Origin of the sequence: Sphaerisporangium aureirubrum, from assembly GCF_042658925.1 — a bacterium.
Taxonomy (GTDB): domain Bacteria; phylum Actinomycetota; class Actinomycetes; order Streptosporangiales; family Streptosporangiaceae; genus Sphaerisporangium; species Sphaerisporangium aureirubrum.
Map to the genome: position 1 here is coordinate 15264 of NZ_JBHSRF010000026.1, position 23995 is coordinate 39258.

The following is a 23995-nucleotide window of genomic DNA, read 5'->3' on the forward strand; positions in this document are numbered from 1 at the left end:
GGTGGGAACGATCCTGCTCGACCTGGAAGGAACGCTCTACGCCAAGGGTGAGCCCATCCCGGGCGCGACGGCAGCGGTCGCCGCGCTGCGTGAGCAAGGCCACGTGCTGCGGTTCCTGACCAACACCGACTCCAAACCTGTGGTCCGAGTCGCCGAAGACCTGGAGGGCTTCGGGCTGACGATCCACCAGGAGGAGCTGTTCACACCGGTGGTCGCCGCGCAACGGTTGCTCGAGGCGGCTGGAGGGAACGCGTATCTAGTCGTTGCCGAGGCTCTGCGCACTGAGTTCAAAGTCGTAGCCGGCGCTCCCTGCACGCATGTGCTGGTGGGGGACTGCCGCGACACGCTGAACTACGGCCTTCTCGATGGAGCGTTCCGCGCGCTCCGCGCGGGAGCGCAGTTGGTGGCGTTGCAGCGCGGCCGCTATTTCAAGCGCGCGGACGGCGATCACCTTGACACCGGGGCGGTCGTCGCCGCGCTGGAGTACGCCGCGGGCTGTCAGGCCGTCGTCGTCGGCAAGCCGTCGGCCGAGTTCTTCACCCTGGCCGCCGATTCGGTCGGGACCCCGGTCACCGGTTGCGTCGTCGTCGGGGACGATGCCACTACCGACATCGCCGGAGGCCGCGCCGCCGGGGCCGTCACCGTCCAGGTACGGACCGGTAAGTTCGCCGATCAACAAGCCGAAGGGCTGACCGGCGGCGCTTCGCACACCATCGACTCGATCGTGGACCTGCCCGATCTGCTGGCCGGGCCGCGATGACGGTCTACTGGGTGGTCTGGGATGCCGCAGCGGCCTGGATCGTCGACCGGCTGGAGGCCGAGGGGTCGCTGCCGGCGGTACGGAGGCTGCGGGCGACGGGGAGCTTCGCCGCTGCGAGGCCACCGCGCCCCAACTGTCAGACCCCACCCTCCCTCGCGACTCTCTTCACGGGGGCAGGGCCGGAGCGGCACGGCGTGACCGGCTTTCCCGTTCCGGACCGGGACGGGCCGATCACCGGGATGAGCTCGGGTTTCGGGCCCAAATTCCCGCTGATACCGCCGGTCTGGGCGGAGCTCGGTCTGCGGGCGGCCTTCGTGCACGTCCCATGGGTGTTCGACGCCGATGGTGCCGTGGCGCCTTGGGTCGACGCCGCCGTCGAGGCTTTCAGCGGGCGAATCGCCCGCCCTGGCCATCTGCGGGTCCCCACCGGAGCAAAGGTGCAATGGCAGGGGCACAGCCTTGAAGCTGTGCCGGGCGGGCTGCTGTTCGACGGCCGGCTGGTGCGCTCGGCCGAGGGGTGGGTCGAGCGCCGGTTCTCTGACGGTCTCGGCACCTGGATTCGTTGTCTGGAGCAGCCGGACGGCGATCGGTTGTTCGCGCATACCGGCCTCTACCACGCCCGTTTCGCGGGAGCGGACCCGGCTCTGGTCGAGGCGATGCGCACCGCTCCGGTCTTCGCCGGGGAGAGTCTCGGTCCCTCCTACCGGATTGGGACGTTCGGTCCCCGTCTGATCGACGGGGGCGACGGCGCGGCGGAGGAGGTCTTTCTCTCCGCGGTCCAGTGCGCGGCGCGGGCGTTCATCGGGGCGGCGGAGCGGACGCTGGCCGGCCATGAAGCCGATCTCGTCGTTCTCTATCTTCCGATCACCGACGATGTCGGGCACGAGTTCGTCGGCTGGTGCGACGAGCGCAGCGGGATGTTCCGCCCCGAAAGCGCTCCTGTCCTGTGGGAGCTCGTGCGCCAGGTCTACGGCTGGGCTGATCAGTTCCTCGGGCGGGTACTGGACCGTGCCGACCAGGACGACACCGTGATCCTGACCGCCGACCACGGCATCGTGGGATGCACGAAACTGGTCCACCTCAACGAGCCCCTGATCGAGGCGGGACTGGCCGTGTGGGACGCGGCGGGTGCCCTGGACCCGGCCCGGTCCAGTGTGGTCTACCACCCTGCCAACAATGGCTCGCTCTGCGTCAACACCCTGGACCGCCCTTACGGGGTCGTCCCACCGCAAGAGGCTGGACCCGCCATGGCCAGGGCGATGGCTGTGCTCCGAGAGGTGATCGACCCCGACTCCGGCCGGCCGGTCGTCGCCCGGTTCCTGGACGAGCATGGCGTGCCGCTGTCGGACGGAGCCGTTCCTCCCGTCGTCTTCGTCGAGTTGCGACACGACTACCAGCCGACCGCCGCGCCGGCCGGGGCCGGTCCTGTGGTGCGGTCGGCGGCCAAGCCGGGTGCCCACGTGGTCAACACAGGCGATGACCGGCTACTGGCCACCTTCGCGGTTGCGGGCCCCGGCATCGAGGCCCGCTGTCACCTGGGCGAAGTCGACAACACGTTCGCGGCTCAGCTGGTGCGACGGCGATTTCTCAGCTCCCTCCAGAAAGTCGACTCATGAATCTCTCCACGACGCGGCTGGCCGAGCAGAGGCACGCCAACGTCACAACCTTCCTGCGGAGCAGGCGGCTGGATCCGGCGGCGCTCGGCGCGCTCATGACCGAGCGGGTCGGCCCCGGACAGCTCCTGATCACCAGCTCGCCGGTGCACGGTCTCGCCAACGCGACCAGCGACCTGGACTTCATTCGAATCCAGGACGAACCTCTGGAGGGTGCCCGGATCTCCACCAAGATCTTCGAGTGGGGTGAACATCTGGAGGTCGTCTCATTCTCCACCGCGGAGCTGGCCGCCAACCTCAAGGAGCTCACGGACCTGGCCGTTCGTCCCCCTGAAGAGATCGTCAGGTTCTTCCGGAGCTGGGACAAGCATCGGGAACCCCGGCGCAAACAGACCGAGCGCATCATCAACGGCCTGACTCTCGACGGGCAGATGCCTTATGTCGCCGCGCTGCCGGCACTGGCGGCCGTGTGGAGCCGGGCGGCACTGCAGAACTCGATCGAGCAGGCGGTTCATCTCGCCCTGGCCGAAGCCGCCGGCGAGCTGCGCGGCCGGGTCGGCTATGCGATCAACACGCTGCTGTTCCTGATGGACGCGATCCTCTCCCACCACGGTGACGTCTACACCACCCGGAAGTGGTACCTGCTCAGGTGGACTCGGCTCGTCGCGGAGCAGGGCTGGGCGGATGCCTCGTTCGCCGCGCTCGGTGCGGAGGTGGAGCGGCTGCGTGTGACGGTGGCCTCCGCCCTGACCAGGCCGGATGCCCGGATCGCCGCCGACTACCTCGCCTTGGTGCGGGAGGCGGCGGCCCTCACCGCGCAGACGCATTCGGTCGGCGTCGCCTTCGACCCGGCCGATCGCGCGGACCGGTATGCCTTCCTGCCCGGCGCGGAGCTGCTGCTGACGCCGGACGGTGCGATGCCTGCTTCTGGCCAGGCTCCGGCTGGACCGTACGCCCTCACCGAGTTGAGTGACGTCCCCGGACGCGAAGCCGGAGTGCTGCTGCGCGCCCTGCGGGGTGGCGCCTTGGCCCAGCGGATCGACTACACCGGAGGAACGAGCGCATGAACGCAGCGGACATCCCGGTTTTCCCCCAGGTCAGGGCTGGGCACGCACGGCCCGTCACGGCGGCGGTGGAGGCCTGGATCCAGGCCGCCTGGCTGATGCTGGCCGAGGGCCGCTCCTATATCGAGGACATCGAGGGCGGGACCGATCAGCCGCAGATGCAGAGTGCCGTCAAGCTGCGACTGCTGGAGCAACTCGTCGACGTGGACAACCGGCTCGCAGGACGAGTCCCGGTGGCCGACGCGCACTGCCTCGCGCTCGGATTGGAGTACGGGCTGCAGGAGGTCGCGCAGGCCACCGGGACCGACCTCATCGAGATCTTCGACCTGGCGGAGGAGTTCGGCGGCCCCGGCTCCCATGACGAGATCTTCGTGTTCTGGGAGCGGCTGCTCGAAGCCTTCCCTGGCGAGCTGCCCGACCGTCTGATCGCGCAGGGACAGCGCGACATGCTGGTGACCCTGCGCTCCTGGGCCGCGCTCTCCCGTGCGGCCGGTCTGGACATCGGCTTCCTCACTCCGTTCATGAAGGAGTCGTGATGCCCCAGATCTCCGCTACGGCCTTCGTCCCCGCGTCGGCGGCCGAACTCCGCCGGATCGTACGGGAGGGTACCGGCCTGCCGGCGCTCGCGCCTCATGTGCTCGAGGTCGAGCCGCAGTCGGACGGGACAGCCCGTTGGAGCGTCCTGCTCAACGGAAGCCGGGTGGGCTGGACTCAGCGGGAGACCACTACCTCAGGCCAACGGCTGGTCTTCGCGCAGACCCAGGGCGACTTCGACTCCTTGGCCGTGACTTGGACGTTCGCCCCGGACTGCGCCGGCACCTGGGTCGGACTGAGCATCGATTTTCAGCTCGGGATCGACGGGCTGGCCCCGCTGCTGGACCCCATCTGGGCGCAGTCGCTACGCGCTCACGCAGACCTTCTGCTGTCCGCCCTCGCCTCTGCCAAGGAACCCAATGACCATGATTGACCTCGAATTCCTGAACACCGTGATGCGGTTCGAGATCTCACCCGGCGCTGAACCCGCCTTCCAGCCGATCCGCCGCTTCTTCCGGCATCTGCTGGTGCCGGTCTCGGACCGGCCGGCCACGTTCACGATCAAGGTGGATGCGTACGATCCCGAAGCCGACGTCAACCGGCAGATCTGGGACACCGAGCAGTCTGTGATCCGCCGCAGCAACGCGGCGGAGTTCAACTTCGACGCCCATGTGGTGGAGGAGGGCGACCGCCGCCGCTACGTCAACCGCACCACGTTGGTGGACGTCCCGAAGGACGCCCGGTCGGACGGGCTGTTCCGGCTGCGGATCACCGCGGGCTCCACCATCCAGGTCATCGACTTCCTGCGTGATCTGGTCATCCGGAACGAAGAGGACCTCGGCACCGTGGTTCTGCATGCCTCCGGGCTGGTCCGAGGCGATGAAGCCGTGATCATCGCCGGGGCGAAGGGCGCGGGTAAGACGACGACCATGCTGTCGGCGCTGGGCCGTCCCGGTTGGTCGTACTTCTCCGGTGACAAGGTGTTCTGCCGCCGCGTCGGCGAGGCGATCGAGGTCTACCCGTGGCGCGACTACCCGTACGTCGGTGTCGGCACCATCCGAGCCGACGCCCGGCTGGAACGGCTGGTCCGCGAACAGGTGGACCCCGGAATCGATGAGCGGGCCGCGACCGACAAACTACTCATCGATCCGGACCTTTTCGAGGGCTGGCTGGGGGTTGAGTTCTCGGCACAGCCGCGGCGGCTCGCAGCGATCCTGTTGCCCGAGGTGCGCCCCGGTGAGCCGCTCACCACCTGGCAGCTGCGGTCGGAGGCCGAGCGCTGGGCCCACCTCAACAAGATCGTTGACCGTCAGGTGGACACCACGTTCTTCACCTGGCAGTCCCACCTGGTGCCGGACTATTCCGCGTTCTACCGATCGCTCGCCGGCCTCCGTGAGGTTCTTCCGTCGGTGGCGATGATCCGGCTGCGTGGCACCCTCGATGTGGACCCTGACCGGGTACTGCGCGGCGGAGGTCTTCGGGTCGCCGTGATCGGCCTGGCGGGCAGCGGGAAGTCGACGACCGCGTCCCTGCTGGAGGAGGCAGCGACCGCCGCAGGCCTCAGCCACGCCAGGGTCAAACTGGCGAAGCCCTTGTACGACCTGCAGGACTCGGTGTACGTGGCCGCGGGCCGGGCCGTGAGCGCCGGAGCGCAGGACCAGATCCTGATGGAGGACCTGGCCGACAACCTACGCCGGATCAACCCGCGCGCTTTCGTCGATGACTTCACGGTCAGGCTGAGTTCCGTCGACGCGGACGTGATCGTCAATGACGACCTGCGCGACCCGGAGGTGGACGCCGTCGCCCTGCGTGCCCTGGGCTTCCGGGTGTTGCGGGTTCGCTGCGATGAGGAGCTGCGGCAGAAGCGATTAGCCGAGCGGGGGGACCCGACACGCGCCGATCGCTCGACCAGCCGGCTGGACGAGATCGAGGCGGACCTCGAGCTGGACAACAGCGGTGATCTGGACGGGCATCGTGCCGCCGTTCGCGCTCTCCTGGAGGGCTGGCTGTGATCCTCACCGGCGCGCAGATCCTGGCCGAGGTCGAGGTCGGCCGTATCCACATCGACGACTTCGACGCCGAAAGGCTTGAGCCCAACAGCTACGGCTTCCGGCTGGCGGCGGACATCCTGACCTACGAGAAGGGGGTCATCGACTGCTACGAACTACCGGAGGCGGTGCACACCGTCATGAGCCCGGACGGGATGGTTCTCGAACCCGGCCGGCTCTACCTCGGTAGCACGATGGAGGCGATGGGCAGCCCCCACCACGCGGCCACGCTCTACGCCTGCCGGTCGGCCTCGACTCTTGGCATCTGGATCCAGTACTCGGCGCCGCTCGGACACAGCGGCGCGGTCTTCCCCTGGACGCTTGAGATCAAGGTCGCCCATCCTGTCCGGGTCTACCCCGGAATGATCATCGGAAAGCTCGCCTTCTGGGCGATGCAGGGTTCCGCGATCAACTACGACGGCAAGTACACCGGATCCTCCTCGGCTGTGGCGTCCCGGTTCAGCCTTGATATCCGGAGACCGCAGTGAGCATCACCGACGGTGACCTGTTCGGCATCCTGACGGCGTTGGCGATCCTGCTGGGCTCGGCCAACCTGTTCGCGCGGTTGTTCAAACGGTTCCGCCAGCCCCCGGTGATCGGGGAGATCCTCGGCGGCCTCCTGCTCGGGCCGACGCTCTTCGGCCTGTTCGCTCCCGAAGCACAGGCATGGCTGTTTCCCCGGACCGGAGCGGTCGCCGGCGGGCTCGGCCTGGTCAGTCAGATCGGAATGCTGCTGCTGATGTTCCTTGCCGGTGCGGAGATGAGGACAGTGTTCTCTCGCCGCGACGGCCGGACGGTCGGCATGATCGCGGTAGCCGGGATGGTGGTACCTCTGGCCGGGGGCGTGCTGTTCACGTGGTCCCTGGACGGCTCCGGACTCATCGGCCCGGCGAACGACCGCACCGCGCTGGGGCTGGTGCTGGTCAGCTCGCTCGCGGTCACCAGCATTCCCGTGATCGCCCGGATCATGCTCGATCTGGGCATCATGCAAACGGTATTCGCGCGAGTCGTTCTGTCGGTCGCGGTGCTTGAGGACATCGTGCTGAATGTCCTCCTCGCCGTCGCGCTCGGCATGGTGAGTCATGCGAAGCAGGACGCATTCGGTCTGTCCTCGGTCCTGCAGCTTTCCTCCACCACCCAGTCGATCGTTTACCACACGCTTGCCTCGGTCGGATTCCTGCTGCTGGTGTACGGGGTCAGCAAGGTACGTCGGCCGACCAGCCGGCTCGTGTCCGACCGCGCCGCTGACCAGGTGGCGATCCGGGTCGTGCTCACGCTGGGCGTGGCCGCCTCATGTGTCCTGCTCGGGCTGGCGCCGATCTTCGGTGCGTTCGCGGTCGGACTGCTGACGGACCTGCCTCGCACAGGATCGGAATCCATGACGGCGATCCGCTCCTTCGCCTCCGGGTTCTTCATTCCCATTTACTTCGCGATCGTCGGCCTCAAGCTCGATCTGGTGCACGGGTTCGCCCTGTGGTTCACCATCGGGTTCTTCCTGCTCGCCTGCGCACTGAAGATCGCCGGGGTCTTCGCCGGGGCACGGCTGGCCGGGAGCCCCGCACAGAACGCGCTCAACTTGGCGGTCGCGATGAACGCGCGCGGCGGCCCAGGGATCGTCATGGCGACACTCGCCTTTGACGCGGGAATCGTCAGCCAGCAGTTGTTCACCACCTTGGTACTCACCGCGATCGCCACCTCACTTCTCGCCGGCTCCTGGCTTGAGCGTGCGCTGGCTCGGGGGCAGCTCGTGCCCAAGGCCGCAGAGTCCGACCCTCCCCTGGTGCCATCCACATCGTGACCTGCGAGGTAGAGAGCTTGAAGTACATCTTCGTTACGGGCGGGGTCGTTTCCTCCCTGGGCAAGGGGCTCACCGGCGCGAGCCTTGGGACGCTGCTGGCCGCCAGAAGCGTGCGGGTCACCATGCAGAAGCTCGACCCTTACCTCAACGTCGACCCAGGCACCATGAACCCGCTACAGCACGGCGAGGTCTTCGTCACCGAGGACGGCGCCGAGGCCGACCTGGACATCGGCCACTATGAGCGGTTCCTCGACGTCGACCTCAGCGCGGTCGCCTCCATCACGACGGGAAAGATCTATTCGGAGGTACTGGCACGAGAGAGACGTGGTGGCTATCTGGGGGAGACCGTCCAGGTCATCCCGCACATCACCGACGAGATCAAGGCGAACATCCGGCGGGCGGCGCACGACGTCGACGTCGTCATCACCGAGGTCGGCGGTACCGTCGGCGACATCGAGTCGCTCCCTTTCCTGGAGGCGATCCGGCAGTTGCGGCACGAGGAAGGTCCGGGGAACGTCTTCCACCTCCATGTCTCGCTCGTCCCCTACCTGGGCGCGTCCCAGGAACTGAAGACCAAGCCGACCCAGCACTCGGTGGCGGCCCTGCGCAGCCTGGGCATCCGGCCGGACGCGTTGGTACTGAGGGCCGATCGCGCCATCCCCGACAAGCTCAAGCACAAGATCGCCGCGGCCTGCGACGTGGAAACAGAGGCGGTGGTCGCCGCCATCGACGCCGCCTCCATCTACGACATCCCCCGTGCGCTGCACGCCGAGGGACTGGACGGTGTTGTCATCGGCAAGCTGGGCCTGGCCGCGGGCGAGATCGACTGGACCCGATGGGATGACCTGGTCGGGCAGGTTCACCACCCGCTCCACGAGGTCACCGTCGCCGTGGTCGGCAAGTACGTCGAGCTGCCGGACGCCTATCTTTCGGTCGCTGAGGCGCTGCGGGCCGGTGGCTTCGCGCACCAGGCCCGGGTGCGCCTCCACTGGGTGGACGCGGAGGCCTGCCTGCCCAGCCCCAAGGCCGTGCTGCACGACGCGGATGCGATCGTCATACCCGGCGGATTCGGTGGCCGGGGCGTCGCCGGGAAGATCGCGGCCGTTACATATGCCCGCGAGCAGCAGGTTCCGATGCTGGGTCTCTGCCTCGGCCTGCAATGCGTCGTGATCGAGGCGGCCAGATCGCTGGCGGGAATGCCTGACGCGGACTCCACCGAGTTCCGTCCTGACACCCCGCACCCAGTGATCTCCACGATGGCCGACCAGGTCGCCGCGGTCTCCGGCGAAGCAGACCTGGGCGGTTCCATGCGGCTCGGGGGTTACCTGGCGGTGCTGGCGGAGGGCACGTTGGTCCACGAACTGTATGGGACCACCGTCGTCCGCGAACGCCATCGGCACAGGTACGAGGTGACCAATCAATATCGCGAGGAACTGGCCCAGCGCGCCGGACTGGTGTTCTCCGGCACCTCCCCCGACGGGGTCTTGGTCGAGTTCGTCGAGTATTCCCGCGCGATTCACCCGTTCCTCGTCGCCACCCAGGCACACCCGGAGTTTCGTTCCCGCCCCACCCGGCCACATCCGCTGTTCTCCGGACTCATCGGAGCGGCGCTCAACAGGAGGAACCTGTGACCCCACAGCCTGTCGTCGCGATCGTCGACGCGTACTCGACAGCCCGTTTCTTAGCTCCCCTCTTCCACGAGCGGGATTTCCGGACCCTGCACGTTCAAAGCACACCAGAACCGCCCGCGATCTTCGCCTCCCGCTACCAGCCGGCTGACTTCTACGAGCACATCGTGCACCGCGGAGACCTGGAGGAGACACTCCGGCAGGTCGCCGCACATGGCCCGTACGTTGTCATCGCCGGGGCGGAGAGCGGTGTCGAGCTCGCGGACCAGCTCAGTGACCGGCTGGGTCTTCGCACCAACGGAGCCGCTCTCAGCTCCGCCCGCCGCGACAAGTACCAGATGGTCGAGACGGTGAAGGCGGCGGGCGTCGCGGCCGCCGAGCAGGTGCGGGCGACCGACGAGCAGACGTTGCTCGACTGGTACGAGAAGGTCGGCGGCAGAGTAGTGATCAAGCCGCTGCGCAGCGCGCTCAACGACGGGGTCTCCTTCTGCGACTCCGCCGACGAGGTGATCGCGGCCTTCCGGTCACTCGCCGGTACGTACACCGCCTTCACCCAGATGAACGACGGGGTCGTGGCCCAGGAGTACCTGCGCGGCACCGAGTACTACGTCAACTCGGTCAGCATGGACGGGATCCACTACATCTGCGATATCTGGGAGACCCAGCACCTCGACATCAACGGAGTCAAGGATCTGCTCGGCGGGTCTGTGCTGATGCCCCGAAGGGGGCCGGAGCAGGACCTGCTGGCCGCGTACGCCGGCGAGGTCCTTGACGCTCTGGGGGTGCGCGACGGCGGCGCGCACACAGAGTTGAAGCTCACCCCGGACGGGCCGCGGCTGATCGAGACCGGCATCCGGATTTGCGGCTCCGACCTGCCCGTGCTCACGGGCAAGGCGATCGGTGAGTCGCAACTGGAGTGGACCGTCGACGCGTACGTCGACCAGGACCGCTTCAGGGAGAGGGCGATTCGCGATTACGAGATCTCGCGCCACGCCACCTGCGTCAACATGATCTCCCCCAAGTCGGGTGTGCTGGCCGCGTACCCGCGGATGGCCGAGCTGGAAGCCCTGGAGAGCTTCGACGAGGCCCTGATCCGGACCCGGGTGGGGGACAGGCTGCATCGCTCGATCAACGACATGACCTACTCCATGCTGGTCCATATGGTCCACGAGGTGCCGGGGGTCGTCCAGCGGGACTACCACACGGCCCGTTACCTCGACGGGGAAGGATTCTATGAAGTCGTCAACTGAGCGGGTCACTCGTATCGCGCACATCAGCGACCTGCACATAGACGTGGACGCGCGCCATGGTGCCCGGGCGTCCCGGGTGGTGGAGTATCTGCGGCGGCGGGCGGAGTACCTGGCGGGGGTGGTCATCACCGGTGACCTGACCCAGGACGGGCTCGACCGCGAATACGAGGCGCTCGCGGAGGTACTGGATCCGCTGTCGGGGGTGCTGCCGGTCTTCGTCTGCCCTGGCAACCACGATGACCGAGTCCTGATCCGCCGGATGGTGCTGAACCAGCCAGGGGACGGCCCCGTCAACCAGGTGGTCAGGGTCGGCGAGCTCACCGTGCTTCTCTGCGACGCCGTCGTGCCGGGAACGTCGAAGGGCGAGCTCGGAGCGGCAACGCTCGAATGGCTCGCAGAGGCGTTGCGCGGGTCCAGGGGGCCGACCGTGGTCGCCTTCCACCAGCATCCGCTCGCGCTCGGCGTCTCCAGCCTGGACGGCTCCCGGCTCGCCGACGCGCAGGCACTCGCCGACGTGCTGGCCGACCACCCCCAAGTGGTCGGGATCTTGTGTGGCCATGTCCATACGGCCGTGCGTACCGAGTTCGCCGGGATCCCGTTGATCATGGCGCCCAGCACGGCCTATGCCTGGAAACTCCCGCTGGACCGAGCGGATCCCGATCACGGGGGCACCGAACCGCTGGTGGTCCTGCACGAATTCCGGGACGACCGCCTGTTCACCTATTTCCAACCATGCCCTGACTACAAGATGGAGCAATTCTGATGGGCGTCATCAAGCGCGACGATTACGACGAAGCGCTCTTCGAAGATCTGGTGGCGATCAACGACGGCGGCGTGGATGCCACCGAGAGCGCAGTGATCCGGCGGCTCGCCGGAAACTGGCACCGCCGCGCGAGTGTCAAGCGTGACGAACTCCGTCTGGAGGACCTGTACGAGCTGGACCGCCCTGACTATCCGGAGAGCATCCTTCCGTTCCGCGACCATCCGACCTGGCTCGCTCTCGACCCGAGTAAGCGGAGCGACGTGCTCACCTGGGCGATCATCGCCTTCAACCGGAAGACGATCGTGACCGAGGAGGCGATCGCCAACCCCGCCTTCGGGTTGGTCATCAGCGGGGAGTTCCCTGCCCTGTCCGGTGACGAGCTGGAGACGTGCCTTACCCAGGCGATGGTCGACGAGCAGTACCACACGCTCATGCACATGAACGCGAGTGCCGTCACGCGAAAGCTACGTGGAAAGCCATTCCCGGACAACGCGCTGCCGCTGCCGCTGCACTCGCGGCGCCACCAGGAGATGTGGGAAGGGTGTGCCGAGCGCTGGCAGCGCAGCCTGACGACCCTTGCCTTCGCGACCATCGCCGAGATCGGCATCGGCCCGTACCTCGACACGATCGCCGACGACCCCGGCATCCAGCCCGTGCACAGCGCCACCGCGCGGTTACACGCCCGTGATGAATACTGCCACTCGGCCATCGCGGCCGAGTTGGCCAAGAAGGTCTATCCGAGCCTCGACCCGGTGCAGCAGCGATTCTTCACCCGCTCGGCCTTCGAGGCCCTGACCGCTTACACGACCGCTGACTACGGCACGTGGGAGCGCATCATGGACCTGGTTGGCGTGGCGGAGGGGCGCGCCATGCTGGAAGACTGCAAGGGCCCCCGCCGCATCCGCCTGTTCAGCGACTTCAGTGGGATTCACACGCTGTTCTCGGAGATGGGCGTCCTCGAGGAGATCGACTTCGATTGGTCGGTCGTCCAGACCCATCGGTGATCGCGGGGGACGGGAGCCCCCTGGGCTCCACCGAAACAACCCAGGTCGGGCTCGTTCCCGACCTGGGTTTCGCGTTTCATCCGGCCGCTTCCGTCGTCTCGGTGAGGGGTGCGGTGTGTGCCCGAAACATAAAACCGGTGGGCCGATTGTTTCAGACACATCGTCGTGAGAATATTGACGCTCCGGTTAACAGGATCCTACTGTCCTGGAGCAATGACCGACGTGACATCGCCGAAAGTTTCAATTCACCATGAGTGACGGCAGAAGACTATGCAGTTAAAACGCCAGGTCGGCATGGCGGTGCTGTACCTGTCCGGCGCTCGCGGTTCGGAGCCTGAGGTAGCACGGCACCGTCGGCTAGTGCAGCGCGTCCTCTTGGTGCCGGGCCGCGTATCACATCCCTGACCACAGCAAGCGAAAGAGGTCGCCGTGAAGTTCCGCAATGTCTCAGCGGTCGTGCTCGTCGCTACCGCGGCCCTCACCATGGCAGCGTGCTCAAGCTCGCCGTCCGGGACTTCCTCCGGCGCGTCCGACGGCAAATCGTTTGAATTCTGGTCGTTCACCGGGATCAACGCGAAGGGGTCCCTCGCGGAGTACACGACGAAGAGGCCGGACGTAAAGGTGAAGCTGACGGAGGTGGGGAACGCGCAGGAGACGGCTCAGGCGCTCACCACCGCGCTCGCCGGCGGCAAGGTGCCTGACCTGGCGCTGATCCAGGGCGACGACCTGCCCAAGTTCGTCCAGCAGGCGCAGAACTTCGTCGACCTGCGCACGATGGGCGCCGACAAGATCAAGGGCGACTACCTCGACTGGGTGATCAGCCAGTCCACGGCCAAGGACGGCACGATCATCGGCATCCCGACCGACGTCGGCGGCATGGCCATCGCCTACCGGACCGACCTGTTCAAGGACGCCGGGCTGCCGACGGACCGCGAGGAGGTGGGCAAGCTCTGGCCCACCTGGGACGCCTTCATCGAGACGGGCAAGAAGTACACGGCGGCGACCGGCAAGGCGTTCATCGACAATGCCGCTACGAGCGTCTATTCGCAGGTGGTCAACCAGGGGCAGGAGAAGTACTACGACCCCGCGGGCAATCTGGTGTACGAACGGAGCCCTCAGGTCAAGGCCGCCTTCGACCAGGCGCTCAAGGCCATGGCCGCCGGGATCACCGCCAAGCAGAGCACGTTCACCGACGGCTGGAGCGCCGCGATGAAGAAGGGGGACTTCGCCGTCATAGCCGCACCGGTCTGGTTGCTCGGCTCCATCCGCGACAACGCCCCCGACACCAAGGGCAAGTGGGACATCGCCACGATCCCCGGCGGTTCGGGCAACTGGGGCGGAAGTTTCCTCGCCATCCCCAAGGGCGCCAAGAACCCCAAGGCCGCCTGGGACTACATCGCCGCCACGCAGTCGCCGCAGGGCCAGCTTGATCACTTCGCCCAGGCCAGGTCGCTGCCTTCGACCCCGTCGGTCTACAAGGACCCGAAGCTCACCTCGGTCAAGGACCCGTTCTTCTCCGGCGCGCCCGTCGGCACCATCTACACCAACTCGCTGCTCGGCCTGAAGCCGTTCCTCATCGGGCCGGAGAGCACCACGATCGGCACGGAGTTCACCAACGCCCTGCAGAACGTCGAGCAGGGCAAGGGCGATCCCGCGAAGGCGTGGGACGCGGCGGTGACCAACATCAAGAACGCGATCGGCAGCTAGTACCTCCTGCCACGAGCGCCCCCGGTGCCCGGCGTCCCGGACGCCCGGCACCGGCGGCGGGGAAGCGACCACACCCGTGACGACGAGTATCAGCCCCACCAAGAAGGCCCTGCCCGCGCCTGCGCCGGCGCCGGTGGAGAGCAGGCGGGGCCGCCTCACCGAGTTCGTGGCCCCCTACGCCTACATCGCCCCGTTCTTCGTGCTCTTCGCGATCTTCGGCCTCATCCCGCTGCTGTTCACCTTCTACGTGGCGTTGTTCGACTGGAACCCGATCGGCGAGCATGTGTTCGTCGGCCTGGACAACTTCACCCGGCTGCTCAAGGACGTGCGGTTCTGGAACGCGGCGCGCAACACCGTCAGCATCTGGGCGCTGTCGACCGTGCCGCAGCTGCTGGTGGCGCTCGTGCTGGCGCACCTGCTCAACCACGTCCGGCTGCGCTTCGCGGTGCTCTTCCGCATGTCGATGCTCGTGCCGTACATCACCTCGGTGGCTGCCACCGCCATCGTCTTCGCCCAGATGTTCGATCGCGACTACGGACTGCTGAACTGGCTGCTCGGCCTGGTCGGTATCGGGCACATCGACTTCATCCAGTCGGTGGCCGGCAGCCACGCGCTGATCGCCGTGATGGTCACCTGGCGGTGGTTCGGCTACACGACGCTGCTCTACCTCGCGTCCCTGCAGGCCGTCCCCCGGACGATCTACGAGGCGGCCGCCGTCGACGGCGCCGGCAGCCTGCGGCAGCTCGTGCACATCTCCATCCCCGCGTTGCGGCCGGTCATCGTGTTCACCATCGTGACCTCGACCATCTACGGGTTGCAGATCTTCACCGAGCCCCTGCTCATCTCCCGGAGCGCGCCGAGCACCTGCGGGCCGATCCGCCAGTGCCAGACGCTGACCCTCTTCCTGTTCGAGCAGGGCTTCACCCAGTTCAAGTTCGGTTACGCCGCGGCCATCGGCGTGGCACTGTTCGTCATGGTCGTCGCGTTCGCCGGGCTCAACTACTTCCTGTCCACCCGGATCCGCCCGGAGAGGGCATAAGGGAGCGATCATGAGTAGGACGACACCGCGGTCCGGCGACCGCCTGCGGTGGTGGGTCTACGCTCTGCTGGCCCTTGCCGTGTTCGCCTGCGTGTTCCCCCTCTACTGGATGTTCGTCGTCGCCACCACCGACACCGCGGCGGCCACGAACCTGCCGCCCGAGATCGTGCCCGGCGGCAACTTCTTCCACCTCGCGGGCCTGGTCTTCTCGACCGTGCCGTTCGTCCAGTCGATCATCAACAGCCTGATCGTGGCCGGGACGATCGGCGTGGGTCAAGCCCTGCTGTGCGCGCTGGCCGGTTTCGCGTTCGCCAAACTGCGCTTCCGTGGACGCGATGCGCTGTTCTTGCTCGTCGTCCTCACGATGACCGTGCCGACCCAGCTCGCCATCGTCCCGCAGTACATGATCATCTCGTCGCTGGGCTGGGTGGACACGTTGCAGGCGCTGATCGTTCCCGGCCTGGCCAACGCGTTCGGGATCTTCTGGATGCGCCAGCACATGGCCAATGCCATCAGCGACGAGATCCTGCAGGCGGCCCGCATCGACGGGGCGACGATCTGGCAGATCTTCTGGCGCATCGCGTTCCCGCTGGTGCGCCCGGCCGCGTTCGTGCTCGGCCTGCTCGGGTTCGTCTACGCCTGGAACGACTTCCTGTGGCCTTTCGTGGTGCTGAAGTCGCCGGAGATGTACACCGTCCAGATAGCGATCAAGGCTCTGCAGAACAGCTTCAACATCGACCTGGGGCTCGCCATGTCCGGCTCCTTCCTCGCCACCCTCCCGCTGATCATCCTGTTCGTCTTCGTCGGACGGCGCATGGTGGCCGGGATCATGGACGGCGCCTTCAAGGGCTGAGCCGCCGGTCAGCGGCCCCGGCGGCCGCTGGCAGTGCGGGCATTAGGTATTTGGACCGGTACCGGGCGCGCATTTCTGCACAGAAACGAAGGGGGATGAGGCGCTTTCCTTGGGTGATCGGCCCGACGGGGGCCGGGATCACCGAATCGAAGGACTGAATGAAATGCGTCGTCACATCGTCGCCCTCGCCATCGCCGTCGCCGGGTTAGCCGGCATGGTGTCGCTGTCCGCTCCCGCCCAGGCGGCCTCGCCGATCACCGTGACCGTGAGCCTCGGTGGCCTGTCGGTCACCGGCACGACCGGATCGGACCTGATCACCCTGGCCGAGGGCACCGGGGGGGCCATCAAGGTGACCGGGGCGGGCGTCACCTCCAGCGACACCGACTGCCAGCCGATCTCCGGCGGGGTCAGCTGCAAGAACGCCGGCACGATCATGGTCAACATGCGCCAGGGTGACGACATTGTCAACAACGACACCGTCAACCGGTTCACCGAGATCTTCGGCTCGGCCGGCAACGACACCCTCTGGGGCGGCAGCGGCCGCGACATCCTCGTCGGCGGCACCGGCAACGACTTCCTGAACGGCCGTGGCGGCAACGACACGACCGACGGCGGTGCCGACACCGACACCTGCACCGGCGAGACCGAGCAGAACTGCGAGGTCTGAGCGACCGGCCACCGGCAGGGGACCGGTGGCGGGCCGGGCGTCCGATGGGACGCCCGGCCTTTTCGCGTCCGGCCCCACCGGCAGCACGGCCGCCCGGCGGTCGGCCGTCCCGGGGCCGCATGCGATTCCAGCGGGGTCGAGGCCCGTCAGCTCGCGGGATCGTACTGGAACGCGCGGACCTCCTGTGCGCATCGGCACGCGACCGCGATCTTCGTGGCCCACTCCAGCGCCGCCTCGCGGGACGGCAGCTCCAGAACCGTGTAGCCGCCTTCGATCTGCCGTGTCTGCGGGTATGTGCCCTCGGTCACGGTCCCGTCCCCATCCACCATGACAGGCGGAACGCTTTCGTCGATGCCACCGCCGAACACCCACACCCCGGCGTCCTTCGCCTCCTGCACCACAGCGTGCGACGCGTCCGAGACCGCCTGCAGATCCTCGGCGGGAAAGACCATGGCGTCACTGGGGAACGAGATCAGGTACTTCGTCATCGCGGCGACCCTTCTTCGCGCTTCAAAGATCGCACCCATCCTCGCCGACGCCGGCACCGAGCAGCACGTGACCATGCTCACGATGACGCCGGGTGAACCGATCCGACGCTACTGGCGGCGCCCGCCTCGCGACAGGAGGACTACGCCGACGACAACCGCTGCGATCACGACCAGGATCACCAGCACCTCAAGCCAACCCAGACCGAACATGTGAGCATCCTCCAGATCGGATCATCGTTGCTTGATAGTCCGCGTCGGACTGTTGCGCCTGAAATCATTCGCCTGCGGTGGGGGGCTCGGGGTCCAGGACGATCGTCGCACATCGGCAAAGGCCGGTCAGCTCCGAAGCAAGATCGGGGGCTGACGATCACGGGTCGGAGAGTACTCTGCTGCTGATCTAGAACGTGGTGGCGAGGCGAGGGCGGGGGCGGGCGATGAGCGCCGGAGACCGGATCGGACTGGCCAGGACGCTCTATGAACGGGCGGTGTTCAGTGGCGACGTCAGCGTGTTGGCTGACGCCGAACGGGGGCTGGACGCGGTGGAGGCCGATGTCGCGTTGGCTCGTGGGCGGATCCTGCATGCGCGTTTTCTCAACGAGCGCGGTAGCGGCGGCTCGTCACCTGCCGAGGACCCGGCTGAGCTGCCGTTGTTCGAGCGCGCGATCGAGTTGTACCGGGCGCTGGGGGACGTGCGCGGTGAGGGCGAGGCGTTGTTCTGGATCGGCTGTTTACATCAGGTCATCCGGCGTGACAACGAGGCCGCGGTTCCGGAACTGGAGCAGTCCCGCCGGCTGGCGGCGCAGGTCGGCGACAAGCCGACCCAGGCCGAGGCCCTGCGGCACTTGGGCATCGCGGCACACATGGCCGGTCGGCCGGATGAAGCACGCGAGCGTCTGGAGGAGTCGTCGCGGCTGTTCCGGGAGATCGGGGCTCTGCCGGTCGTGGCCGCCAACATGATCGGGCTGGCCTACATCGCCGCCGGCCAGGACCGCCGTGCGGACGCGCTCGCGACACTCGACGAGGCGCACGCCATCGCACAGGCGCATGGTGCCCATGCCATCGCGCGGCAGATCGAGCAGGCGAGAACGGAGATCTAGGCGCGCGATCACGCCAGGCGTCAGCCGGTCACGGAAACGTGTCGTCTCGGTGGTTCGGAGGTAGGTGCCCACGGGGTCTCGTGGTCGCCGTTCCAATGGTGATCGGGCCCGTGGTCGCCCTTCCAATTGTGGCTGCGGGACACGGGGTGCGCGTGGTCGTCGTTCCAGCGGTGCCAGGGAGCCATGAGATGTCCGTGGTCGTCTTTCCAGTTGTGCCAGGGGAAGAGGGGACGTCCTCGGTCGCCGTGCGAATCAGGGCCCCGACCCCGGCTCCGTTCCTGGCCCGGCCCTTGGCCGGTGGCGCTCGGCCGGGTTCCGGTGTCACCCTCGGGCGTGGCTCCGGTGCCCTGACGAGGTGCCGTGGGGCGCACGGTTGGCCTGATGGTGGGGGTCACCGTGGGCGTGACGGTGGGGGTCACGGTGGGGGTCACCGTTGGGGTCACGGTGGGCGTGACGGTTGGGGTGACCGTCGGCGTGATGGTGGGGGTCACTGTTGGGGTCACGGTCGGGGTGACCGTTGGGGTGACGGTGGGGGTCACTGTTGGGGTGACCGTCGGGGTGACCGTTGGGGTGACGGTGGGGGTCACTGTTGGGGTGACGGTCGGCGTGACCGTTGGGGTGACGGTGGGGGTCACTGTCGGGGTGACGGTCGGCGTGACGGTGGGGGTCACTGTCGGGGTGACGGTCGGCGTGACGGTGGGGGTCACTGTCGGGGTGACCGTGGGGGTGACGGTGGGGGTCACTGTCGGGGTGACCGTGGGGGTCACGGTGGGGGTCACTGTTGGCGATGTGCAGTTCGCGATGGTGATGGTGTTGTCGTCCAGGGTGACCTGGCCGTTGCGGGCTAGTAGGCGGCCGTTGACGGTGGCGCCTGTTGTGGCGGTGATTGAGGTCAGGGCGAGGATGTTGCCCACGAAGTTCGAGTTGGTTCCCAGCGTCGCCGAGCTGCCCACCTGCCAGAAGACGTTGCAGGCTTGGGCGCCGCCGATCAGGTTGATGTTGCTGGCGGATCCGGTGATGAAGGTGGAGGCCACCTGGAAGATGAAGACGGCGCCGGGGTCGCCCTGGCCGTCCAGGGTCAGGGTGCCGGTCAGGCCGAGTGACGATGAGGACGCGTAGAGGCCGGGGATGAGGGTTTGGCCGACCAGGTCGCCGGAGACGCTGGTGGCGGGGGTCCGGCCGGCGGCGTCGTTGTACGCGATGGTCAAGTCGGATTGCGCCTGAAGTGCTACGGCGTCGGCCGCGTGCTGCGCCCCCAGCACGATGCCGGGGGGGAATCCCGTGATCGCGCTGCCGGGGCTCACGCCCAGGTCTCCGGTGATGACACTGGGGCCGGTGTTGGTCACCGTGCTCCCGGCGAGGACCGCGAAGGTGGCGGCGGTTCCGAGGTTCACGGGAGCCTCTTGCGCGACGCTCCGGCTGGATTGCACGACAACGAGCAGGCCTATGACCGGGACGAGCGCCAGACCCACCGCCAGCCGGACGGACCCGGCCGGTTTAGGCAGGCCGCGCGCAAAGATAGCCTTCATTTGGCGAATCATTCTCCCAATAAGAACATCGGACGAGCCCGAGTCTCACATCCCTGTAAGGTGCGGACTCCGGCCGTGAGAGTCGCCGATCCACCGGAAATACTCCACGGAGCTGTCGATGGTTCGTGGGGCGCGAGGGGGACCTCCCATGAAAAAGCACGCTACCCGGAGAGATCGGCGGCGGCGGGTGCCGCCTGTTCAAATGGAAAATAAGAACGAATCAATTATCATTTCCGGCCTGCATTTAGGATGATGTCGGTGATCTCCCGGCGATCGGCCATTTTTGGTGGCCTTGGCGACAGGCGCGGGCATAACCGTCCCCTGCGCGGTGCCGGCACCTGCTCACCTGCGCGGCTGTCCGCCGACCGCGATCGGCCGGGCATGATCGGCCGGGTGGTCCCCAGCCCGGCGGACGACCCCCCGAACCGGGTCGCCGGGACCGGCGTCCTGGGGTGGCTGACCTGCGCAGTCACTGTGAAACGCGTCACCTCCGGTGCGGGGAGGCTCGTGGGCTCCGGGGTTCGGTGGAACCGGACACAGGAGTTCATCTCGCTGAAACCTAAGGGAGGGGCGGGATGGGTAGAGTCCCGCCATCCTCGACAACGTTGATCCCTTCATTGGTACCGCGGCGACTGAACTGCCTAGAGCACACGGTCTGGCCGCTACTTGGTGGTGGCCGAAACCACAGGTCGGGAACACCCATCCGGGAGCCACGTCCCCATTGGGGATGGTTTCGGCTTGTGCTTACTCGGGTGCGTATCCGACGGGGTACGGGCGGTATACGAAGAACACCGAGGGAGTCCCCGAGGTGTTGTTCGAGGACCTGCAGGCATCCGGGTTCACGCATTTCCAGCAGTCGGGTACGGGGGCGATCCGGAAGTACTACAACTACGTTCGGGTCACGCCTATGGTGCAGCCGCTGGACGCGCTGGGAGAGTCCTGGACACTTCACGACGAGGTGGCGGAGGCAGGGTATTACGCGGCCACTTTGGACACGGGGATTCGATGTGAGCTCACCGTGGGAGCCAAGGTCGCGGTGCATAGGTACACGTTTCCGGCGCACAGCAGTGCCCGGGTGGTCGTGGACCTTTCCTGTGGTGGGCTGGCCATCGAGCTCGGGCGCACGGTGCCGTTGCGGGCGCAGGCGGAGAGCATGGGGCACGGGCGGGCCCAGGGCACGGTGGCGATGGAGGGGGTCCCGCTGTCGGTGTACCTGGACGTCGACAGTCCGGGGTGGCGGCAGATGCTCTGGTACGACCGCCGGCTCATCAACGGCGGTACCCGGCTGGACTTCGACAGCATCCGGCACACCACGTTGCGCCCTTTCGGCATGCTGTTCATGGGGCCGACCAGGCCGGGGGAGACCGTCGAGGTGCGGATGGGGTTCTCGCTGCGCGGGTGCGACCAGGCGCGGGAGAACCTCGAGCGCGAGTGCGGGCAGGGGCAGCCGGCGTTCGACGCGGTGCGTTCCCGGACCCGGGCCCGCTGGGGCGAGCACCTCGACCGGGTCCAGGTGGAGGGTGGCACGCCGGCCCGCCGCACCGTGTTCGGGACGGCGCTCTACCACTCGCTGATCAAGCCGTGCATCGCCGACGACGAGAGTCCGTTCTGGCCGACCCCTGGACCGTTCGCGTTCGACGTGTGCACCATGTGGGACATCTACAAGACACAGTTGCCGCTGCTCGAGGCCATCGTCCCCGACAGGGCCGCGGACCTGCTGGAGTCGTTGATCCGGGTCTGCGAGGAGGAGGGCAACTTCCCGATCGGGTACCGGATGGCTCGCGGCGCCGACCGGTTCTTCCGCCAGGGCAGCGCCCTCGTGCACACCGCGCTGGCGGACGTCCACGCCCTCGGCTGGGGGACCCTGGACTGGAACTGGGCGCTCGTGCACATGGTCGACGACCTGCGCCGCCTGTACGGCGAGGACTTCTTCGAGCACGGCGTGGTGCACCCGATCACCCACACCCTCGACCTCGCCTACGCCCACCACTGCACGGCACAGGTCGCCCGGGCGCTGAACGACAAGCGACTGGCCGACGATCTCGAGAACCGCAGCCGTCAGTGGACCAACGCCTTCGACCCGGGCACCGGGCTGCTGCGTGACTCGGAGTTCTACGAGGGCGGCAAGTGGAACTACTCGTTCCGGTTGCTGCACGACATGGCCGCGCGGATCGCCCTGATCGGTGGCGACAGGGCCTTCGTCGACAAACTGGACAAGTTCTTCGGCTTCGGCGCCGCACCGGTGACGCAGCCCGGACGGCGTCCGCAACTGGCCGAGATGGCGGCCGGATACGCCCTGAACCGGTTCGAGGGGTTGAACAACGAGCCCGACATGGAGGCGCCGTGGGCGTACCACTACGCGGGCCGGCCCGATCGCACGGCCCAGGTGGTGCAGGCGGCGCTGACCTGGCAGTTCGGCACGGGGCCCGGCGGGCTCCCCGGTAACGACGACTCCGGCGGCCTGAGCTCGTGGTACGTCTGGGCCTCGCTGGGGCTGTTCCCGGTCGCCGGGCAGAACATGTTCCTGGTCAACGCGCCCGCGTTCGCCCGGGCCGCGCTCCAGGTCGGGGGCAACGAGTTCGTCATCGAGACCAGCGGGCACCGGGAGACACCGATCGGCGTCGACGGCATCGATCGTGACCCCCCGGCGCAGTACGTTCAGGCGGCTACTCTCAACGGTGAACCCCTGCACACGACCCACCTGAGTGCCGCCACCGTGCACCGCGGTGGCGTGCTGCACCTGCGACTGGGCCCGGAGCCGTCGGCGTGGGGGCGGGGGATCCGCCCGCCGTCCCTTTCCGATCCGCCCGCGACACCGAAGGAAGCACGATGATCCACCCTAGTCGCCGTCTCGTCATCGTGGTCAGGGCTGACCCGGTCATCTGCGGGCACTCCGGCGAGGCCCGCAATCTCGCCGAGGTGGCGCTGACCCGCGGGTTCGACGACGTACGGTTGCTGACCTGGCCGATTCCGACGCTCCAGGCCGCCGGGCTGCCGCTCAAGCCGCTGGACCGGCTGCTGCCGTACAGCCCCGGGATCACCGTGGAGCGGCCGGAGGCGGTCGGGGACTACCGGGTGCCGGACGGGCGCCACCAGGCCGGTCTCACCGGGCGGCTCGTCGAGCTGCTCGCCGAACCGGTCCCGACGACGTGCCTGTCGATGTACCTCGTCCCGCACACCGCGGTGGTCATGGACGCGGTGACGGCGGCGCGCGCGGCGGGGTTCGCGCCGAGGGTGCGCACCGTCGCGAAGGCGGTGGGCTCGGACGTGACCAACGTGATCCGGTCGTGCCTGCGGGAGCGCCGGTTCGGCGCGGCGACCGTGCTGTTCACCACGTTCCTGGCCAACGACGAGGTCGTCGCGGTCTCCGAGTACACCCGGGAGGAGATCGTCGCGTCGGCCGAGCAGGTGGACGCGCACTGCGGCACCGCCTTCGCCGAGCAGTGCCGGCGCCGCGTGACCGTCAGCTACCCGCCGATCGACTCCGCCGCCTTCCTCGACCTCGATCAGGCGCAGGTGGACGCCGCGCTCGCGCGCCGCGGCCTGGAGCGTGACGGGTACATCCTGTTCCTGTCCCGGGTGACCCGGGCCAAGGGGATCGACGACCTGCTGGTCGCCTTCGGGCGGATGCGCTCCCGTTCGCGGGTGAAACTGGTCGTGGCCGGCACCGGGCCCGCGCTGGAGGACGTGCGGGCGATGGCCAAGGAGGACGACCGGGTGGTCCTCCTCAGCGATGTCGACGACCAGGAGAAGCCGCTGCTCATGCACGGCTGCGCGGCCTACGTCCTGCCCACCAAGCCCGAGCCCGACTTCGTCGAGACGTTCGGCATCGCCCTGGCCGAGAAGATGCTGGCCGGCGGCGGGCCGATCGTCACCACCAGGACGGGCGGGACCCTTGAGGCGGTCGGCGACACCGCCGTCCTCGTCGAGACCGGGGACGTCGCCGGTCTGGCCGCGGCCGTGGACCGCGTGGTCCTGGACATGCCCGTCGCCGAGCGGCAGGAGCTGGAGCTCCGCGCCCGCGCCCGCGCGATGCTCTTCGACAAGGTCGCGGTGTTCGACGGCCTGTTCCCGCAGGAGGCGCCCGTGGTCGGGGTGCACTGACCCGCGGCGACGGCCGCTCCAGGCCACCTCCCGTTACGCGGGAGGTGGC

The 23995-nt window shown here is 67.7% G+C and carries 21 protein-coding genes; 19 read left to right on the forward strand and 2 right to left on the reverse strand.

Going from position 1 to position 23995, the window contains the following annotated elements:
- The first annotated feature begins 1 nt into the window (after position 1).
- The 16 genes from ACFP1K_RS18815 (at position 2) to ACFP1K_RS18890 (ending at position 16728) form a co-directional block, all read left to right on the forward strand.
- On the forward strand, positions 2 to 760 hold the full coding sequence (locus ACFP1K_RS18815) for a TIGR01458 family HAD-type hydrolase (protein ID WP_380754862.1): 759 nt from the start codon (positions 2 to 4) through the stop codon (positions 758 to 760).
- Positions 757 to 2376 (forward strand): alkaline phosphatase family protein, encoded by a 1620-nt coding sequence (locus tag ACFP1K_RS18820; protein ID WP_380754865.1) that lies wholly within the window; start codon positions 757 to 759, stop codon positions 2374 to 2376. The genes ACFP1K_RS18815 and ACFP1K_RS18820 overlap by 4 nt, the downstream gene beginning before the upstream one ends.
- Entirely contained in the window at positions 2373 to 3440 is a 1068-nt protein-coding gene (locus ACFP1K_RS18825) for a DUF6001 family protein (protein WP_380754867.1), read from the forward strand. Before ACFP1K_RS18820 ends, ACFP1K_RS18825 begins: the two co-directional genes overlap by 4 nt.
- Positions 3437 to 3973 (forward strand): DUF6031 family protein, encoded by a 537-nt coding sequence (locus ACFP1K_RS18830; RefSeq protein WP_380754869.1) that lies wholly within the window; start codon positions 3437 to 3439, stop codon positions 3971 to 3973. Before ACFP1K_RS18825 ends, ACFP1K_RS18830 begins: the two co-directional genes overlap by 4 nt.
- A complete protein-coding gene (locus ACFP1K_RS18835; RefSeq protein WP_380754872.1) occupies positions 3973 to 4404 on the forward strand; it encodes a type II toxin-antitoxin system RatA family toxin in 432 nt (143 codons plus the stop codon). Before ACFP1K_RS18830 ends, ACFP1K_RS18835 begins: the two co-directional genes overlap by 1 nt.
- Positions 4391 to 5983: an AAA family ATPase gene (locus ACFP1K_RS18840; RefSeq protein WP_380754874.1), complete on the forward strand. Its 1593-nt coding sequence runs from the start codon at positions 4391 to 4393 to the stop codon at positions 5981 to 5983. Before ACFP1K_RS18835 ends, ACFP1K_RS18840 begins: the two co-directional genes overlap by 14 nt.
- Positions 5980 to 6507, forward strand: coding sequence for a dCTP deaminase (locus ACFP1K_RS18845; protein ID WP_380754877.1), 528 nt, complete (start codon positions 5980 to 5982; stop codon positions 6505 to 6507). Before ACFP1K_RS18840 ends, ACFP1K_RS18845 begins: the two co-directional genes overlap by 4 nt.
- Positions 6504 to 7817, forward strand: a complete 1314-nt coding sequence (locus tag ACFP1K_RS18850; protein WP_380754879.1) for a cation:proton antiporter — start codon at positions 6504 to 6506, stop codon at positions 7815 to 7817. The genes ACFP1K_RS18845 and ACFP1K_RS18850 overlap by 4 nt, the downstream gene beginning before the upstream one ends.
- Positions 7814 to 9448 (forward strand): CTP synthase, encoded by a 1635-nt coding sequence (locus ACFP1K_RS18855; protein WP_380754882.1) that lies wholly within the window; start codon positions 7814 to 7816, stop codon positions 9446 to 9448. Before ACFP1K_RS18850 ends, ACFP1K_RS18855 begins: the two co-directional genes overlap by 4 nt.
- Entirely contained in the window at positions 9445 to 10695 is a 1251-nt protein-coding gene (locus tag ACFP1K_RS18860; protein WP_380754884.1) for an ATP-grasp domain-containing protein, read from the forward strand. The genes ACFP1K_RS18855 and ACFP1K_RS18860 overlap by 4 nt, the downstream gene beginning before the upstream one ends.
- Positions 10679 to 11458 (forward strand): phosphodiesterase, encoded by a 780-nt coding sequence (locus ACFP1K_RS18865; RefSeq protein WP_380754886.1) that lies wholly within the window; start codon positions 10679 to 10681, stop codon positions 11456 to 11458. Before ACFP1K_RS18860 ends, ACFP1K_RS18865 begins: the two co-directional genes overlap by 17 nt.
- Entirely contained in the window at positions 11458 to 12462 is a 1005-nt protein-coding gene (locus tag ACFP1K_RS18870; protein ID WP_380754888.1) for a diiron oxygenase, read from the forward strand. Before ACFP1K_RS18865 ends, ACFP1K_RS18870 begins: the two co-directional genes overlap by 1 nt.
- A gap of 483 nt (positions 12463 to 12945) precedes the next feature.
- Positions 12946 to 14169: an ABC transporter substrate-binding protein gene (locus ACFP1K_RS18875; protein ID WP_380755083.1), complete on the forward strand. Its 1224-nt coding sequence runs from the start codon at positions 12946 to 12948 to the stop codon at positions 14167 to 14169.
- Between the two features lie 76 nt (positions 14170 to 14245).
- The gene (locus ACFP1K_RS18880) at positions 14246 to 15208 is read left to right on the forward strand and encodes a carbohydrate ABC transporter permease (RefSeq protein ID WP_380754891.1); all 963 of its coding nucleotides are present in this window, start codon (positions 14246 to 14248) and stop codon (positions 15206 to 15208) included.
- Positions 15209 to 15218: 10 nt separating this feature from the next.
- Positions 15219 to 16061, forward strand: a complete 843-nt coding sequence (locus tag ACFP1K_RS18885) for a carbohydrate ABC transporter permease (protein ID WP_380754893.1) — start codon at positions 15219 to 15221, stop codon at positions 16059 to 16061.
- Positions 16062 to 16224: 163 nt separating this feature from the next.
- Entirely contained in the window at positions 16225 to 16728 is a 504-nt protein-coding gene (locus ACFP1K_RS18890; RefSeq protein ID WP_380754894.1) for a calcium-binding protein, read from the forward strand.
- A 146-nt stretch (positions 16729 to 16874) separates the two neighbouring features.
- Here ACFP1K_RS18890 and ACFP1K_RS18895 read toward each other — a convergent pair whose 3' ends face one another.
- Positions 16875 to 17216 carry a YciI family protein gene (locus tag ACFP1K_RS18895; protein WP_380754896.1) on the reverse strand — a complete coding sequence of 114 codons (342 nt, stop codon included), beginning with the start codon at positions 17214 to 17216 and terminating at the stop codon, positions 16875 to 16877.
- 434 nt (positions 17217 to 17650) lie between these two features.
- Here ACFP1K_RS18895 and ACFP1K_RS18900 point away from each other — a divergent pair, with 434 nt between their 5' ends.
- A complete protein-coding gene (locus tag ACFP1K_RS18900; RefSeq protein ID WP_380754899.1) occupies positions 17651 to 18313 on the forward strand; it encodes a tetratricopeptide repeat protein in 663 nt (220 codons plus the stop codon).
- A 20-nt stretch (positions 18314 to 18333) separates the two neighbouring features.
- On the opposite strand, the gene ACFP1K_RS18905 is transcribed toward ACFP1K_RS18900, so the two are convergent.
- The gene (locus tag ACFP1K_RS18905) at positions 18334 to 19707 is read right to left on the reverse strand and encodes an ice-binding family protein (RefSeq protein WP_380754901.1); all 1374 of its coding nucleotides are present in this window, start codon (positions 19705 to 19707) and stop codon (positions 18334 to 18336) included.
- A 751-nt stretch (positions 19708 to 20458) separates the two neighbouring features.
- Here ACFP1K_RS18905 and ACFP1K_RS18910 point away from each other — a divergent pair.
- Complete coding sequence (locus ACFP1K_RS18910; RefSeq protein ID WP_380755087.1) at positions 20459 to 22675, forward strand: GH92 family glycosyl hydrolase; 2217 nt, start codon at positions 20459 to 20461, stop codon at positions 22673 to 22675.
- Positions 22672 to 23946: a glycosyltransferase gene (locus ACFP1K_RS18915; RefSeq protein WP_380754904.1), complete on the forward strand. Its 1275-nt coding sequence runs from the start codon at positions 22672 to 22674 to the stop codon at positions 23944 to 23946. Before ACFP1K_RS18910 ends, ACFP1K_RS18915 begins: the two co-directional genes overlap by 4 nt.
- The last annotated feature ends 49 nt before the right edge of the window (positions 23947 to 23995 follow it).